Here is a 15,660-nt window from a genome sequence, read left to right as displayed (position 1 = left end):
TCTGAAAGATCGCGACACGCTTTGAGGGTGAAAAAAGTTCCGTTTCAAGCGTCAGGAGCGCTCCGTTTGAGGCGGATGACCTTGAAGAAGCCGTTCGGGAAAACCGGCAATATTTCAATGGCATCGAAACCGCTCGCGCGCGCCCAGTCGGTGATCCGGCTGATCCGGAAGGAGGAGCTCCAGCCGATGCGCCGGGCAAGCGGCGCCACGGCCTCCTCGATCGCGCCCTGCAGGCCGGCGCTGTCGCCGAGCTTGCTGGCCAGAATGATTTCGCCACCTGGCCGCAGAACACGGGCGCATTCATCGAGCGCCCGTTCCGGCTCGGGGATGAGCGTGATGACGAAAGGCAGGCAGACAGCATCGAAAGACTGGTCCTCGAAGGTCAGCGCGTGCGCGTCCATCACCTGCAATTGCCGGATATGGAAGAGCTTCTGTCTTACGACCTTTTCCCGCGCCCTGGCGATCATATGCTCGGAAATGTCGATGCCCGTCACCCGGGATCGCCGGGGATAGTGGGAGAGCACCAGCCCGGTGCCGACGCCGATTTCCAGAATGTCCGTACCGGCGTCAGCGGCAAGTCGCGCCAGCGTGCGATGCCCGTCGCGCAGGAGACCGCGATAGACCTGATCATAGACCGGTGCCCAGCGCTGATAGATCTTCAGCTGGTCTTCCGCCTGATTCTGAATTTGTCCCCGATTTCGAACTTGTCCCATGAGAGCGCCTCCTCCAGACCCTGCCTTCAAACTCGTAAAGGCAGGCTCCGGTTCCGGCGACACGACAAGGGAGCCGTCAGATGTGCTGCTTTCGCCCTCGGCGGAAAGTTTTTTCCCGCCGAAGAGCGCTTCGATCACTCCGCCGGCGTGCGCAGATTGGTTTCGATGGCCGCGAGTTCGTCACCGACCGAGCCGGCGACCACGCCGTTGCCGCGCAGCGACTTGTTGGAAATGTCGATCATCGGCGCGAAGGTGGCGGCCGGCATGCGGACCTCTTCCTTCACGGGCTCTTCGACGGGCAGGGCGTCTGCGAGGCTCGGCCGATCGCCGCGCGCCACTTCGAGCTGTCCGCTGAGGATCGCGCGTTCGGCGCGGAGCTGGCGGATTTCCGACTTGGCGATTTCGAGGCTCGTCCGCAGCTGGCTGATTTCATAGCGGTCGGTATCGAGGCGCGTATCCAGATCGTGCTTGAAAGCTTCGATCTCGCGGTCACGCTTGCTGCGCTGGCTTTCGGCCTCACGCAGCTTCATCACCAGATCGTTGCTGTGGGCAGCGAGCTCGCGGCGGGCGGCTTCGCTTTCCGTGCCGTTGAGACGAACGCGGTTGATCTCGTCGGTCATCCGCTCCAGGCGCGCCAGCGCTGTGGCGAGCTCACCCTTCGTACGCTTCAGTTCCGCACGGCTCGACTGCAGTTCCTCGTCCGTCATCTTGTTGCGGCTATTGGCGGTCGACAGCAGCTTCTCGACGAGCTCTGACTTCGAACCGATCGCCTCGTGCCTGGTGCGGAGGTTTGCGATTTCGAGCGTCGAGGAGGTTTCCAGCGTCTCGAATTCGGCTTCCAGGCGGCGATAACGTTCCTCGGAAGCGACCAGATCCTGCTTCAGGTTGGCGACGGAGGACTGCAGACCGCGTGTCAGCGCCTCATGCTCCGAGAGATTGGTCTTGAGGTGGCTGCGCTCCTCGTTGAGACGGGCGATTTCGCGAAGCTGGATGCTGTTTTCGCGGCGCGAGCTTTCGACGAGCAGCTGATGGGCCGTGGTTTCCAGCTCCAGCTTCTCGCGGGTGCTCGCCAGTTCGCGGCTGCGCGCATCATGATCCTGCTGGGTGCGGCGAAGCTGTGAGGAAACCTCGTCGAACTGCAGCGCCCGGTCGCGGATCTCGCGCTCGGCATCGATCAGCCGCGCCTCGACGACGGTGAATTCTTCCCGGGTCAGCTCGTGCACGCCCTGCAGCTTCACCAGTTCTTCGCGGTAGGTGCCGGCCTCGACGCGCAGCTGGCTGCCGTCGAGCTTCAGCTCCTTGTTGTCGGCCGTCAGGCGCTGGTTTTCCTGGTCAGCCTTGCGCCGCGCATTGCTCTCATAGTCGAGCAGCGAGCTTAAACGCGAACATTCGGCCCTCAGCGCGCCCGTTTCATTGAGCGAGTGGCTGTGCGCACCGAGCAGCGAGGAAACCCGCTCCTGCAGCGACGTCAGGCTGACGAGCAGCTCCTCCGAGGACTGCTTGTTTTCCTCGATGGCCGTGCCGAAAGCCTGGAAATCATCGACTTCCGAAACGCTGTACTGCACTGGCGGCCTGTCCACGAGACCCGTCTGTTCGGTGACGGACAACATCTGGCGATGGCTGGATACTCTCAAACCCGGCTTGACGGGTTCTTCATTACGACGAAAAAAGCTCATGACCATCACACGCCCCGAAGTTGATGTCAGAAGTCCCTGAAATGATTTATGCAATGCTAATTAAGCGATTCCTATCAAAGGTTGCGCTAACGCTCTTTGATAGCCCTGGATTGCATCTAAGACGCGCTATTCATCGCCTGTCAAAAGCGCCCAAAAGAAATTAACAGTTTTTTATTGAAATAACGGCCGCCGCCCCTAAGCGCGGCTGCCGGACCCGAGCGTGCCTCATCTTCCTGGGGGCGATTACGGGAAAGTGAGCGCCGCGAGGAGAGGGATTTTATTCCTGTGCATGGCAATCCCCGTCTTGTCGTCACGCCGCTTTCATATCCCTGAAAGCGCGACATCTCCGGGTGATTTATGCGTGTGGAGAAAGCCCGTGACGAGAGGCAATTTTTCCTCGAAGCGGTTGTTTTTTGATAATTCGCCGGTTGCCTCTCAATGCTTCCCCTCCTATGTTCCGCCTCACCTGCCGATGACGCAATCTATTGCCAAGAGGAGATCTGATATGGCTTTCGAATTGCCTGAACTTCCCTATGACTACGAAGCCCTTGCTCCCTTCATGTCGAAGGAGACGCTGGAGTTCCATCACGACAAGCACCACAAGGCTTACGTCGACAACGGCAACAAGCTCGCAGCGGAAGCCGGCCTTGCCGATCTCTCCCTGGAAGAGGTCGTCAAGAAGTCCTTCGGCACCAATGCCGGCCTGTTCAACAATGCTGCCCAGCACTACAACCACATCCATTTCTGGAAGTGGATGAAGAAGGGCGGCGGCGGCAACAAGCTGCCGGGCAAGCTCGAAGCTGCCTTCAATTCCGACCTCGGCGGCTATGACAAGTTCAAGGCCGATTTCGCCGCTGCCGGCGCCACCCAGTTCGGCTCCGGCTGGGCCTGGGTTTCCGTCAAGAACGGCAAGCTCGAAATCTCCAAGACCCCGAACGGCGAAAACCCGCTCGTTCACGGCGCCATCCCGATCCTCGGCGTCGACGTCTGGGAACACTCCTACTACATCGACTACCGCAACCTGCGTCCGAAGTACCTCGAAGCCTTCATCGACAGCCTGATCAACTGGGACTACGTCCTGGAGCGCTACGAAGCGGCTACGAAGTAAGCATTCCGAGCATATGATTTTCAGCACCCGGCGCCGCAAACGCCGGGTGTTTTCGTTTCTGCGGCAATCCTGTCCGCCCGGCAATTTCTCCCTTCGAAGACCGCTTGACTCATTCATACCTGTTTGGCTATAAATCGATCCATAGCCAATCGGGTATGAATTCACATGTCGAATGCCCATGACGCGCTTTTCAGGGCGCTTTCCGATCCGACCCGAAGGGCGATCTTCGAGCGTCTGTGCCGCGAAGGCGAGAAGACGGTCGGCGCTCTGACGGCGCGGGCCGGCGTTTCGCAGCCTGTCGTATCGAAACATCTGGCGGTGCTCAAAACCGCAGGCCTGGTGCGCGACCGCCACGAAGGCCGCCAGACCCACTATACCGCCGAGATCAAGGCTCTTGCCCCTCTGGCGGACTGGACGACAGAGATGGCCGGCTTCTGGGAGAAGCGGTTCGACGATCTCGAAGATCTGCTCAAAAGGATGGACCAATGAACGAGACCCTGCCTGAAATCCGCTCCGTCATCGTCGAGCGGGAGATCGCTTTCCCGCCCGAGAAGATCTGGCGCGCGCTGACCCAGCCGCATCTGATCGAGGAATGGCTGATGAAGAACGACTTCAAGCCCGTTCCGGACCATCGCTTCAAGCTTACCGCTGAATGGGGTTCCGTCGATTGCCGGGTGCTGGAGATCGAGCCGAACAGGACGCTTGCCTACACCTGGGATGCCTACGGCCTCGAAAGCACGGTCACGTGGACACTGACGGCCGCCGGTTCGGGCACGCATCTGCGCATGGAACAATCGGGCTTCCGCCCGGATCAGGAACAGGCCTATCAGGGCGCCAAGTTCGGATGGCAGCGCTTCTTCGAAAATCTGCAGCAGGTTCTGGCGCGTGCGGATTGAGATGAGACGCATCGGCCTATTTGAGGAGGAATACCAATGAATTGGAACAAGTCTATCCGCCAGCTTCACCGCTGGCTGTCGATCATCTTCACGGTGACAGTCATTGCCAATTTCGCCACGATGGCACTCGGCACACCGCCGGCATGGGTGGTCTACTCGCCGCTGCCGCCGCTTTTCCTGCTTTTGTTCAGTGGCCTCTACATGTTCGCGTTGCCCTACTTTACGGGCCGGCGTGAACAGGCATCGGCCGCAGGCTGAGGCATCGCAGGGGTTTCCTATCGAAAGGTCGCGGCTGGCAGCGCCGTCACATCGCTGTCATCCGCCGCCTCTACATCACGCCGCATGTCTTCCGCCGATCTTCCCCTTTTCCGCTTCGGCATCATCGCCGATCCGCAATATGCCGCCCTCGAACCGCAGGTCGAGATGGCGCGCTACTACGCCAACAGCCTTGCCAAGGTCGGTGCCGCGATCGAGACCTTCAATGGCGAGGAGCTGAGCTTCGTCATGACGCTCGGCGATATCATCGACCGCGATTTCAAAAGCTTCGACGATATCCTGCCGGTCTATGACACGCTGCATCATGAAGCGTTCTTCCTGCTCGGCAATCACGATTTTGGCGTGGCCCCTGAGCATCTGGAAAAGGTCGCGGAACGGGTCGGCATGCCGGCGCCCTATTACAGCTTCCAGCGCCACGGTTTCCGTTTCATCGTGCTCAACGGCAATGAGGTCAGCACCTTCGCGCCGCCGGAAGGCCATCCCCACCGTGCGCTTGGCCGCGAGCGTCTGGCGGCTCTGCTGGCTGCCGGCGCCGATAACGCTCATGAGTGGAACGCTTCGCTGAGCGACGAACAGTTCGCATGGCTGGCAAATGAGATCGAGCAGGCGAAGGTGGCGGACGAGAAGGTGATCGTCATGAATCACTTCCCCGTTCATCCGCCCTGCGAGCACGACATGTGGGACCGCGAGCGCATCGTCGAGCTTCTGTCCTCGCAGGAAAACGTCGTCGCGTATCTCAACGGCCATAACCATGTCGGCAATTACGGCAAGGCCGGTGGCTGCCACTTCGTCAATTTCAAGGGCGTGGTCGATACCGAGAGCGAAAACACCTTCGCCATCGTTGATGTTCATGCCGACCGGATGGAGATCCGCGGTTTCGGCCGCGAGGATAGCCGCACGCTCAACTACTAAGCCACTTCCGCTGCGATTGCCGCCGGCTGCGCCCGGTGCTCCAGCGCGTCCTTTTTCGGCGGCGTGCCGAACATGCGCGAATATTCGCGGCTGAACTGCGAGGCGCTTTCATAGCCCACCTGATAGGCGGCATTGGCGGCATTGATGCCATCGGCCACCATGAGCCGCCGCGCTTCCAAAAGCCGCAACTGTTTCTGATATTGCAGGGGGCTCATAGAGGTCAGCATCCTGAAATGCTGGTGAAAGGAGGATGGGCTCATCCTGGCTGCCGCCGCCAACTGCTCCACTCGCACCGGCGCCGTGAAATTGTCGCGCAGCAGGTGAATGGCATCTGCCACACGCCGCGTCTGGCTGCCGGGCAGCGCCAGCTTGCAGACCTCGCTGCCATTCTCGCCTGACAGCAGCCAGAAGCTGATCTCGCGCAGGATCGCCTGTCGCAGGATCGGGATAGATTTCGGTGTGTTGAGCATGCGCATCAGCCGCAGGATGCAATCCTGCAGCTCCGCCCCGAAATGCTGCACGAAAACGCCGGGACCGCCTTCACCCGAAGGCTTCGGCGGAGTTTCCATTGCCTCCAGAACGTCGCGCAGAATGGTGACATCGAGTTCCAGCGTCAGCGCGATCATCGGCCGTTCCACGCTTGCCTCGATCACTTGGCCGAAGGCCGGCATTTCCACGCTGATAACCAGCGCCTGCATGGCTGTATAGGTATAGAGCCGCTCTCCGAACATGATCTGCTTGGCGCCGTCGATGATGATGCAGAGCGCCGGCCGATAGATCRCAGGCTTCGGCATGGTCAGCGTGGAAGAACGCATCAGGTAGAAGCCGGGCAGGGCAGTTGCAAACAGCCCGTCGCCGCCACCATGGCTGTCCATGTACTGGTTGAGTACAGTCTTGATTTCATTGGACATCGTCATTCTCCGGGTAGCGGTCTTTGCCCGCCATCTTACTCCGTAGACCGGAGGCGACAACCTGTCTGGAGGAATAGGCAAGAAGTTCGAGGCTTTCGGCATTCAAGAAAAGGGGTGTCAGGACCTAGATTCCAGTCATCCGAACAAGGAGCAACCGAGATGACCGATCAGAACGCAAATTCAAAAATCGCAATCGTCACCGGCGGCAGCCGCGGCCTCGGCCGCAACACCGTCGTCAGCCTCGCCCGTGATGGCGTGGACGTGATCTTCACCTATAATTCCAACCGCGAAGAGGCCGACAAGGTCGTCGCCGAAATCGAAGCGCTCGGCCGCAAGGCCGCCGCCCTGCAGCTCGATACCGGCAATGTCGCCACCTTCGATGCTTTCGCGAACAATGTCCGCTCGGTGCTGAAGGGCTGGGGCCGCGAGCGCTTCAACTTTCTCGTCAACAATGCCGGCACCAGCTACCACGCCTCGATCCTGGAGACGACCGAAGAGGAAATGGACAGGCTCTACAACATCCATTTCAAGGGCGTCTTCTTCCTGACCCAGAAGCTCCTGCCCGTAATCGCCGACGGCGGCCGCATCGTCAATCTTTCCAGCGGCCTTGCCCGCGTCGCCGTGCCAGGCTCCTCGGCCTACGGCTCGCTCAAGGGCGCCGTCGAGGTGCTGACGCGCTACATGGCGAATGAGCTCGGCGCCCGCGGGATCGCCGTCAACACGGTCGCACCCGGCGCCATCGCCACTGATTTCAGCGGCGGCATGGTGCGTGACAATCCGGAAATCAACCGCAGGGTGGCCGCCATGACGGCGCTTGGCCGTGCCGGCGTGCCCGATGATATCGGCCCCATGATCGCCTCGCTGCTGACGGAAGCCAACCGCTGGGTCAACGCCCAGCGCATCGAAGTCTCCGGCGGCATGGCGCTCTGAGGTCTTGCTGGGTGGGGGAGAGCTTGGCTCACGCGTTGGCGGCCAATGGCTTCTCCGTCCAGCTCTCGGTCCACAGCGTGCGCAGACCGTCGCCTTCACCCTTGAAGAAGACGTCGGCTTCGGCACAGGCCTCCACCCGGTCACCGCGGAAATTGCGGATCGCCTGCCTGAGTTCGCACCAGGCGACGATGTTGGCGGTCTGGGAGTAATAGATCAGCGCGATCGGGCGGATCATCCGCTCGGTCGCGCGTCCCATTTCGTCGCGATAGTTGAGCGTGAGTTTGCGTTCGTCGCGGATCGCACGGCGCACAATGGCAAGGTCGACGCCTGCGGGCGCCTGGGCGACCGTGCCCCAGGCAAACAGCGCCTTGTTCTCCATCGCCTGGCGTAGCGGTGCGGGTACTGCGCCGGCAAGCTTCTGGTTGACGCGCCGGGCGGCAAGCTTCAGCTCTTCGTCGCCGGTACGCTCTAGGAGCGCCAGGGACAGCACGATCGCTTCCGTCTCTTCGATCGAAAACATCAACGGCGGCAGATCGAAGCCCGGCCGCATGATATAGCCAATGCCGCGCCCGCCCTCGATCGGCACGCGCATCGCCTGCAGGGCGGCGATATCGCGGTAGATCGAGCGCACCGTCACCTCCAGCCTCTCGGCCATGACGGCTGCGGTCATCGGCTTCTTTGCCAGCCGCAATATCTGGATGATCTCGAAAAGCCTGGAGGCCTTGCGCATTTGTCGCCCTTTCTCCAACGCTCCTGACAATACACTGTCAGTTGGCTTCCCGTATAGAGCCATCTATCGGATTGAAATTGATGCACTTCCTGAAAAAGCGCACAGAAATACGGGATGGACAACTGACATGGATTACCACGAAAGCCTCTGGCTCTACTTCACCCTTCTCTTCGGCATCATCATCGTGCCCGGCATGGACATGCTCTTCGTGCTCGCCAACTCGCTGACGGGCGGCACGAAGCGCGGGCTGGCCGCCACCAGCGGCATCATGCTCGGTGGGGCGGTACATTCGGCCTATGGTGCGGCGGGCGTCGGCATTCTCGTCGCCATGCTGCCGCAGACCTTCAACGTGCTGCTCTTTGCCGGCGTCGCCTATATGATCTGGATCGGCATTTCGCTGATGCGCAGCTCGATCAAGGTCGAGGCGGTCGGCCCCGGCACGGCGCGCTCCACCTGGAAGGCGTTCCGGCAGGGTGCGGTCACCTGCCTCGTCAATCCCAAGGCCTATATCTTCGTGCTCGCCGTCTATCCGCAATTCATAAAGCCGGAATTTGGGCCGATCTGGCTGCAGGGGTTGATCATGGGCATCATGACCGTGCTCACGCAGCTCGCCGTCTACGGCACGCTCGCGATGACGGCCGGTCGCAGCCGCGATCTCCTGATTTCCAACCCGAGGACGACTGCCGTCATCGGCCGTCTCGCCGGCCTGCTTCTGGTCGTCATCTCCGCGATCAGCCTCTGGCAAGGGTGGAAGACAGCCTGATCTTGCCTATTCTTATCACATTGTTTTTATGAGGATCCGGCTAAACGTGACTATGCGACCACATGGATTTTGTCATGATCCCGGTGCAGATTGCCCTCGACCGGCTTCGCCGGTGGAACAATGGAGAGAGAATCATGAATTGGAAAACAGTTGCGGCGGCTGTTGCGTTGGCCGGCATTGCCCTCGGTTCGGCCATGGCCGTCGACGGCACGCATGACGCACGTATTGGAATGATGAAGCAGATCGGTGGCGCAGCAGGCGCGCTGTCCGCCATCGCCAAGGGCACCAAGCCCTATGATGCGGATGCCGTGAAGACGGCGCTGACGACGATCGCCACCACGGCGAAGGCCTTCCCGGACCAGTTCAAGCCGGGCACCGAGACGGGCGACGAGGAAGCAAGCCCGAAGATCTGGGAAAACATGGATGACTTCAAGGCACGCGCCGCGAAGCTGTCTACCGACGCCGAAACCGTGCTCGCCCAGCTTCCGGCTGATGCTGCCGGCGTCGGCGCGGCGCTGAACACGCTCGGCGGCAATTGTGGTGGCTGTCATCAGCTCTATCGCATCAAGAAGGACTAGGCGATAGAGCTATTCCCGTATGATCTCGCGATCCGCATCGGCCCTTGCCGCCGGTGCGGATCGCCTTATTCTCCCCGGCAGCGGGGCCGGGGCCAGCGAACCCGGGAATGCCCCTTGATATCGACAGTAAGGAGAGGCGGCGCATGGTCCGCAGGTTCATCCGCTTTGTGCTCTGTCTCATCGGCGTCGTCGTGATCGGCGGCGCAGCCTTCTACTTTGTCACCGCGCCCGATCCGCTGCCGGAAAGCCACTGGGCCAATCTCGGCGCGCCCGACATTGCGAACGGCGAGAAGGTGTTCTGGGCCGGCGGCTGCGTCAGCTGTCATGCTGCGCCCGGTGCGAAAGACGATGCGAAGCTGACGCTGACCGGCGGTCTCGCTCTGACGAGCCCCTTCGGAACCTTCCATGTGCCCAACATTTCTCCGGATGAACAGGCCGGGATCGGCCGCTGGACGCTGGCCCAGTTCGGCAATGCCATGAAGCGCGGCGTCGGCGCCAATGGGCAGCATCTCTACCCGTCCTTCCCCTACGGCTCCTATACGCGCATGAGCGACAAGGACGTCAACGATCTCTTCGCCTATCTGAAAACGCTGCCGAAGAGCAGCAACGTCGCGCCGCCGCACGAACTGCCATTCCCCTTCAACATTCGCCTTGCGCTTGGTGGCTGGAAATTCCTCTATTTCAACGACCAGCCGCGCGTCGTGCTCGCCAATGCCGACGACAAGCTCAAGCGCGGCCAGTATCTGGTCGAGGGCCTCGGCCATTGCGGCGAATGCCACACCCCACGCGATTTCCTCGGCGGCTTCGTCCGCGACCAGTGGCTCGCCGGCGCGCCGAACCCGGAAGGCAAGGGCCGCATACCCGATATCACGCCGGGCTCGAAGAGCGTTGGCTCGTGGAGCGAGGCCGACATAACCAACTACCTGCAGACCGGCTTCACCCCGGATTTCGACTCCGCCGGCGGCCAGATGGTCGACGTGCAGCAGAACATCGCCCATCTGCCGCAGTCCGATATCGAAGCGATCTCAGCCTATTTGAAGGCCGTGCCGAGCAAGTAGCGTCTGCCTGGGGCAAGCGCCGCAGGCCACACTGCCACCATGAAGCACCCGACCCTTGAGGAAACAGACGCTGCGATTGCTCGCATGCAGGATCGGCTTGCCGCGCGCAATGCCGTTCTTGCGCGCTGGTTTTCCGATACGCTTGCCGTCATGGAGGCAAAAATCGCAAGCCGTCTCGATGATCCCGGCGATCTGGCGCAGGCAAGGGCTGCAGCCTTCCTGTTTGTGAAGAGAGCGCTTCACCAATGGGCAAGCCGCCCGGTGCATGAGGTGGTGCCCGGAGACAGCCTGCCGAAAGTGGCTCGACGGCTCAAATGATTGGCATGCTTGCTGGCGCTCAGGCCGCCTTCGGCTGATGCTCCGCACCAAAGATCTGCACATAGGTGTCGAGCTCTTCGCTGCCGAAGCCGAGCGCCCGGTAGATCTCTGCCGTAAAGGTAATCGGCGCCGAACCCGGCGCAGTGACGATCATGCCGGAGCGAACCGCCTGCGGTCCCTCACGGTAGTGCGCCTGGCCATGATAGCCCTCGGCGCCGGCGAGGAAATCGGGGGCGTTGCTGGTATGGGCAACCTGGTCAAGAGCACCGGCACGCGCCAGCGCCAGCGTTCCGCCGCAGATCGCAGCGGTGAGCTTGCCGCGTGCGATGAAGTCGTTGATCACGGGCGAAAGGTCCGGCGTCTTTTCTGTCTCCCAGATCGTGCCTCCGCAGATGACCAGTGCATCGAAGGCATCGCCATGCAGGTTCTCGGCTACCGCATCGGGTGCCACTCGCATGCCGCCCATGGAGCGCACTTCCGCGCCGCCGGGACTTGCCGTCACCACATCGAAACCGAAATGGGTGCGGGCGGAGGCAGCAAGCTGCCCCACTTCCCAGTCCGCGAAGCCTTCGGTCAGAACCACCGCCAGTCGGGTCATGCTTTCCTCCCTTACAAGATGACCGAGCGGCTGGAGCCACTCACGAAAGAGCCTGCATATAGCGCATGCCGGTGACCGGGCGAGGGGTGAAATCCATCTGTTCGTAGAAACGGTGAGCCTTGAGATTGCCGGTCGCAGCGCTGACGGAGAGGTAGTCGCAGCCCGCAATGCGTGCGGTTTCCCGGGCGCGGTCGACGAGAAGCTGGCCTGTGCCATGGCCGCGATGACCATCGCGTACGAAAAGGTGGTGCAGATCCATGCCGCGCTTGCCCTCCTGCGCCCTGTAAAGTGGAACGAGGATGGCGTAGCCGATCAGCCCGTCGCTACCGTCAGCGACGAGGGCCGAAATCCACGGCGTCGGGCCGAAGAGATCGCGTTCAAGCTGTTCAGGTGTCGAAGCCGAGATGTCGCCGTGATGGGCGGCAAGCAGGCCGATCATTTGGTGGAGTTCAGATATGTCGCGGGGTTTGGCGGCGCGGATCGTCACGACCGGCGGTCGCATGAGCGATATTTCGCTGTCTTCGATTTCAAGCATGGTCTTCGCGTCCTTTTTGAGTTTATGCCGCCAGGACGCTGCTGATACAACAAAGCCGCCTGACGGCGGCTTGTTGACATTATGATCTGTCTCGGCCGCCCTTTACAGGTACAGCCAAAAATACGAGCGATTATGGTGCGCGTTCTTGATCATGCACCATACATTCTCCGAAACCGCCCGTTTGTCAATGACAGATACAGGCCAATCAGGCCGCACCGGCGGGTATGGCACAGACACCTGTCGCGCAGCCTTCAGCCTTATCACCGGGCATCGCCGCTGGAATGGGTGCCGCCAGCGCCATGCCGATGCGCGCGCCGAGAGCGATATCGTCTTCGACCCCGAAGGCATGATGCAGGATAGCACCATCGCGGCCGATCAGTACGGAGGAGGGCGTTCCCTTGAAACCATAGCGGCGCATCGTCACCGGTATGTCGGAACGCCCGTCGGCCTGATCGACACCGATTGGCGAGGTCAGCCGATATTCATGGATGAAAGCCTTGAGCACGGTCGGTGTCATCGCTTCGTGATGCTCGAAGACCGTGTGCAGGCCGATGACCTGAAGATCCGTGTTGGCGAAGATGCGCTCGATGCGGCGCACCTGCGGCAGGCTTTCGGCCACGCAGCCGGGGCAGAGCAGCTGGAAGCTGTGCAGGTAAATCACCTTGCCACGCAATCCGGCGATGGAGAGCGGTTGCGGCGTGTTGAACCATTCGCTGACGGAAAGTTCCGGTGCAAGTGTCAGATCGGACATGTCGAAATCCTTGGTCGTTGGGCAGGCGCTTGCTTCGCCCGTTGCATCCGGGGCGCAATGGGATAATCCTGCGTGGTGTTTTCTCTTCTCTATTTGCCTGGAGAGAGGAAAGAGCCGGTCCGGCGATGGCAGTCGACGGACCGGCGACCCGCTCACTTTGCAGGCATGACCTTGCCCGGCAGGCTGAGATTGCCGGATGCGACCTTGAAGACATTGTCGACGCAGAGCAGCGGTGCATGCAGGTTGCCGTTGATCTTCAGCCCTGCCGTCACGCCGTCGTAGGAGGCGCCGGTGATGCCGCCGATGAGCGACAGCGGGATGGCGACATCGACACGATCGCCCTTGAGTACCGTCGGATAATCCGGGCTGTCGATCAGCAATGGAACGCCCGGCCAGGTGGCGGGAAGCTTCGGCTTGGCGCCGTCAGGAATGTCGGTCACTTTCAGACCGCCGGCGCAGGCCTTGTCCTCGTTGAGCACGACCCAATGCGGATGCCAGACGTCGCGGTTCTTGCCCTTGTAGGCAGCGTCGTCGAAATCCGGATGGAAGGTGACGGCAAGTGCGACGATGCCCTGATCCTTGTCGAAGCCGATATCGCCGCTGTTGAGCGAGGTCGGCCAGACATAGGCATAGACGCCGGAGCCCTCGAACTTGCCCGACGCCGCGGGCTTCTCAGTGCCGGCCTCGCCGCGCACGCGGGTCGAGAAGATCGCCTTGTCGCCCTTGGTGACGATTTTGGTTTCGATGATGTCGAACGGAGCCTTCACGGCGTCAGACGGTTCGGCCGTGACGGGATGGGCTACGGCTGAGCCGAGCCAAAGCGATAGCGTTCCGGCGATGGCTGCGCCGGTGATCAACTGCCTTAACATTTTGAACGTCCTTCTCTTTTTAGGTTGCCTGGAGAGTGCGCCTATCCTCTTTCAAAGGCGTCCCAGGTGGCAGCCCGGGTTGCCGGATCGGCGGTTTCATGGTCACGGCAGTCGATGCGCAGTTCATTCCTGCCGAAAGCCGCGTTCACGAAATTGCAGTGGTGCGGTTTGGCAGCACCAGAATGCTGGTAGGGGCGGAAGTAACGACAGCTCGTGCACATCCGCTGGATCGGTATGGCGTCTGCCTCCTGCAGATGCCGGATCATCTTGACGAGTGACAGCAGCAGGCCCTCCTGCTCGCCGGGAGAAAGCGAGCGGGCGGCCTCCATCGCCGCCGTTTCGATCGGCGAAACGGAGCTGAGTGCCGCCGTTCCCTCGACCGTGATACGGATCGCGGTGGCGCGCTTGTCGTCAGGAGCGCTCGCCTTGGCGACGAGCCCCTTGCGCTCCAATGCCGCAATCGAATCCGTCGCCGTCGGCTGCGAGACGCCGAGATGCGCCGCGATCTCCTTGACCCGCGCGCCATCGCGACCGGCGAGAAATTCGAGGATCGCAAGCTGCGTCGGCTTCAGCCCGGCCCTTTCGGCCTTCGACCATTCGTCGCTGCGCATTGCGATCGCGATGCGCGACAGGCCTTCGCCGATGCGGTTGTCGATCGATGTGGGGTCTTTAGGCGTTTCCATGCGCTTGATATATAGGACTCCTATGTAATTTCAAGGACTGCTGCGCTGTATTGCCGCTTTTGTTTCTCGAGTGAGTAATATAGGGTACCCCCCTATCCTACATTAGAGACTGCCATGTCCCATACGACCCATCAGAAGAAGAAACTCATCGCCCGTGTCAGTCGCATCCGCGGGCAGCTCGAGGCGGTCGAACGCGCGCTGGAGGGCGAGCGTCCCTGTGGCGAGATCCTCCAGCTTCTCGCCTCCGTGCGCGGCGCGCTGACGGGTCTCACGGGCGAGGTGCTGGACGACCATTTGCACGAACACGTGCTGCATGCCGCCGACGAGAAGGCGAGGGCGGAGGCGGTCGAGGAAATATCGGAAGTCTTGCGAACCTATATCCGCTGAACCGGATCGATAAGGAGCTGGCAATGAGTGCTGGAACGAATAGCTATGGGCATGACCATGTCTTCCTGGGGCAGGACCATGCCCGGAACGAACGCCGCATCTGGCTGGTGATTGCGTTGACGGCGGTCATGATGGTCGTCGAAATCGCCGCCGGCACCATTTACGGCTCGATGGCCCTGGTGGCTGATGGCTGGCATATGTCCACCCATGCCAGCGCGCTGCTCATTTCTGCGCTCGCTTATCTCTTCGCCCGCAAGCAGGCCCGCAACCCGCGCTTCACTTTCGGCACCGGCAAGCTCGGCGATCTCGCAGGTTTCGCGAGTGCCATCATTCTGGCGATGATCGCGCTGCTGATGGGCTGGGAAAGTTTCCTGCGCATCACATCGCCCGTGCCGATCAGCTTCAGCCAGGCGATTGCCGTCGCCGTCATCGGCCTTGCCGTCAACCTCGTCAGTGCCTGGCTCCTCAGCGGTAGCGGCGACCACCATCACGATCATCATCATGCCCATGGCCATAATCACCATGGCCATGCGGATAACAATATCCGCTCTGCCTATATGCACGTCATCGCCGACGCGCTGACCTCGGTGCTCGCCATCGCCGCGCTCACCTTCGGCAGCCTCTATGGCTGGCTTTGGCTTGATCCGCTGATGGGCATTGTCGGCGCTCTGATCATCGCCCAATGGTCCTGGGGGCTGATGAAGTCGTCAGGCGCGGTGCTGCTCGATGTGCTCTCGGAAGCGGAAACACTGCCGGATGAGATCCGCGGCGCGATCGAAGGCGACGGCGACCGCATCACCGATCTGCATGTCTGGCAGGTCGGTCCCGGCCACCATGCAGCGATCGTCGCCGTACTGACGCCGCAGCCGCGCGATACCGCCTTCTACAAGGAGAGGCTCGCGAGCCTGGACGAGTTGTCGCATGTGACGGTGGAGGTCACGCGCGCTGCCTGATCTCGCCAAAAAGCC

21 protein-coding genes are annotated in these 15,660 nt (G+C 61.3%); 12 read left to right on the top strand and 9 right to left on the bottom strand.

Annotated elements, in window-relative coordinates:
- Positions 1 to 44 precede the first annotated feature (44 nt).
- Positions 45 to 713, bottom strand: a complete 669-nt coding sequence (locus AC1DM5_RS20045) for a class I SAM-dependent methyltransferase (protein ID WP_477822085.1) — start codon at positions 711 to 713, stop codon at positions 45 to 47.
- 134 nt (positions 714 to 847) lie between these two features.
- The gene (locus AC1DM5_RS20040) at positions 848 to 2,389 is read right to left on the bottom strand and encodes a hypothetical protein (protein ID WP_477822084.1); all 1,542 of its coding nucleotides are present in this window, start codon (positions 2,387 to 2,389) and stop codon (positions 848 to 850) included.
- A gap of 505 nt (positions 2,390 to 2,894) precedes the next feature.
- Here AC1DM5_RS20040 and AC1DM5_RS20035 point away from each other — a divergent pair.
- From AC1DM5_RS20035 to AC1DM5_RS20015, 5 genes are all read left to right on the top strand, one after another.
- Positions 2,895 to 3,497, top strand: a complete 603-nt coding sequence (locus AC1DM5_RS20035) for a superoxide dismutase (RefSeq protein WP_477822083.1) — start codon at positions 2,895 to 2,897, stop codon at positions 3,495 to 3,497.
- Positions 3,498 to 3,662: 165 nt separating this feature from the next.
- On the top strand, positions 3,663 to 3,986 hold the full coding sequence (locus tag AC1DM5_RS20030; RefSeq protein ID WP_477822082.1) for an ArsR/SmtB family transcription factor: 324 nt from the start codon (positions 3,663 to 3,665) through the stop codon (positions 3,984 to 3,986).
- A complete protein-coding gene (locus AC1DM5_RS20025; protein ID WP_477822081.1) occupies positions 3,983 to 4,393 on the top strand; it encodes an SRPBCC family protein in 411 nt (136 codons plus the stop codon). The genes AC1DM5_RS20030 and AC1DM5_RS20025 overlap by 4 nt, the downstream gene beginning before the upstream one ends.
- A 36-nt stretch (positions 4,394 to 4,429) precedes the next feature.
- Entirely contained in the window at positions 4,430 to 4,651 is a 222-nt protein-coding gene (locus tag AC1DM5_RS20020; RefSeq protein ID WP_113323205.1) for a hypothetical protein, read from the top strand.
- Between the two features lie 84 nt (positions 4,652 to 4,735).
- Positions 4,736 to 5,581: a metallophosphoesterase gene (locus AC1DM5_RS20015; RefSeq protein WP_477975478.1), complete on the top strand. Its 846-nt coding sequence runs from the start codon at positions 4,736 to 4,738 to the stop codon at positions 5,579 to 5,581.
- Here the strand turns inward: AC1DM5_RS20015 and AC1DM5_RS20010 are convergent.
- Positions 5,578 to 6,492 (bottom strand): AraC family transcriptional regulator, encoded by a 915-nt coding sequence (locus tag AC1DM5_RS20010; RefSeq protein ID WP_477975476.1) that lies wholly within the window; start codon positions 6,490 to 6,492, stop codon positions 5,578 to 5,580. The genes AC1DM5_RS20015 and AC1DM5_RS20010 overlap by 4 nt on opposite strands.
- A 159-nt stretch (positions 6,493 to 6,651) precedes the next feature.
- Here AC1DM5_RS20010 and AC1DM5_RS20005 point away from each other — a divergent pair, with 159 nt between their 5' ends.
- Positions 6,652 to 7,422 carry an SDR family NAD(P)-dependent oxidoreductase gene (locus tag AC1DM5_RS20005; protein ID WP_477822078.1) on the top strand — a complete coding sequence of 257 codons (771 nt, stop codon included), beginning with the start codon at positions 6,652 to 6,654 and terminating at the stop codon, positions 7,420 to 7,422.
- 28 nt (positions 7,423 to 7,450) lie between these two features.
- On the opposite strand, the gene AC1DM5_RS20000 is transcribed toward AC1DM5_RS20005, so the two are convergent.
- Positions 7,451 to 8,152 (bottom strand): helix-turn-helix transcriptional regulator, encoded by a 702-nt coding sequence (locus AC1DM5_RS20000; protein ID WP_477822077.1) that lies wholly within the window; start codon positions 8,150 to 8,152, stop codon positions 7,451 to 7,453.
- 127 nt (positions 8,153 to 8,279) lie between these two features.
- Here AC1DM5_RS20000 and AC1DM5_RS19995 point away from each other — a divergent pair, with 127 nt between their 5' ends.
- The 4 genes from AC1DM5_RS19995 to AC1DM5_RS19980 all read left to right on the top strand — a co-directional run bounded on the left by AC1DM5_RS19995 (position 8,280) and on the right by AC1DM5_RS19980 (position 10,869).
- Entirely contained in the window at positions 8,280 to 8,915 is a 636-nt protein-coding gene (locus tag AC1DM5_RS19995) for a LysE family translocator (RefSeq protein ID WP_477822076.1), read from the top strand.
- 134 nt (positions 8,916 to 9,049) lie between these two features.
- Positions 9,050 to 9,493, top strand: coding sequence for a c-type cytochrome (locus AC1DM5_RS19990; RefSeq protein WP_477822075.1), 444 nt, complete (start codon positions 9,050 to 9,052; stop codon positions 9,491 to 9,493).
- Between the two features lie 143 nt (positions 9,494 to 9,636).
- Positions 9,637 to 10,551 (top strand): cytochrome c, encoded by a 915-nt coding sequence (locus tag AC1DM5_RS19985; RefSeq protein WP_477822074.1) that lies wholly within the window; start codon positions 9,637 to 9,639, stop codon positions 10,549 to 10,551.
- Positions 10,552 to 10,590: 39 nt separating this feature from the next.
- Positions 10,591 to 10,869, top strand: a complete 279-nt coding sequence (locus AC1DM5_RS19980; RefSeq protein ID WP_477822073.1) for a hypothetical protein — start codon at positions 10,591 to 10,593, stop codon at positions 10,867 to 10,869.
- A 19-nt stretch (positions 10,870 to 10,888) separates the two neighbouring features.
- Here AC1DM5_RS19980 and AC1DM5_RS19975 read toward each other — a convergent pair whose 3' ends face one another.
- From AC1DM5_RS19975 to AC1DM5_RS19955, 5 genes are all read right to left on the bottom strand, one after another.
- Entirely contained in the window at positions 10,889 to 11,467 is a 579-nt protein-coding gene (locus AC1DM5_RS19975; protein WP_477822072.1) for a type 1 glutamine amidotransferase family protein, read from the bottom strand.
- A gap of 40 nt (positions 11,468 to 11,507) precedes the next feature.
- Positions 11,508 to 12,002: an N-acetyltransferase family protein gene (locus AC1DM5_RS19970; protein ID WP_477822071.1), complete on the bottom strand. Its 495-nt coding sequence runs from the start codon at positions 12,000 to 12,002 to the stop codon at positions 11,508 to 11,510.
- Positions 12,003 to 12,207: 205 nt separating this feature from the next.
- On the bottom strand, positions 12,208 to 12,753 hold the full coding sequence (locus tag AC1DM5_RS19965) for a redoxin family protein (protein ID WP_477975474.1): 546 nt from the start codon (positions 12,751 to 12,753) through the stop codon (positions 12,208 to 12,210).
- Positions 12,754 to 12,905: 152 nt separating this feature from the next.
- Complete coding sequence (locus AC1DM5_RS19960) at positions 12,906 to 13,622, bottom strand: hypothetical protein (RefSeq protein ID WP_477821648.1); 717 nt, start codon at positions 13,620 to 13,622, stop codon at positions 12,906 to 12,908.
- A 41-nt stretch (positions 13,623 to 13,663) separates the two neighbouring features.
- Positions 13,664 to 14,305 carry a MarR family winged helix-turn-helix transcriptional regulator gene (locus AC1DM5_RS19955; protein ID WP_477821649.1) on the bottom strand — a complete coding sequence of 214 codons (642 nt, stop codon included), beginning with the start codon at positions 14,303 to 14,305 and terminating at the stop codon, positions 13,664 to 13,666.
- Between the two features lie 114 nt (positions 14,306 to 14,419).
- On the opposite strand from AC1DM5_RS19955, the gene dmeR reads away from it, so the two are divergent.
- Positions 14,420 to 14,692: a Ni(II)/Co(II)-sensing transcriptional repressor DmeR gene (gene dmeR, locus AC1DM5_RS19950; RefSeq protein WP_007816163.1), complete on the top strand. Its 273-nt coding sequence runs from the start codon at positions 14,420 to 14,422 to the stop codon at positions 14,690 to 14,692.
- Between the two features lie 23 nt (positions 14,693 to 14,715).
- On the top strand, positions 14,716 to 15,645 hold the full coding sequence (dmeF, locus tag AC1DM5_RS19945; RefSeq protein ID WP_477821650.1) for a CDF family Co(II)/Ni(II) efflux transporter DmeF: 930 nt from the start codon (positions 14,716 to 14,718) through the stop codon (positions 15,643 to 15,645).
- The last annotated feature ends 15 nt before the right edge of the window (positions 15,646 to 15,660 follow it).

The sequence above is a fragment of the Rhizobium sp. 01T437 genome, assembly GCF_056398505.1.
The sequence above is the reverse complement of the archived record's forward strand: the minus strand, read 5'-3'. Positions and strand labels throughout refer to the sequence as shown.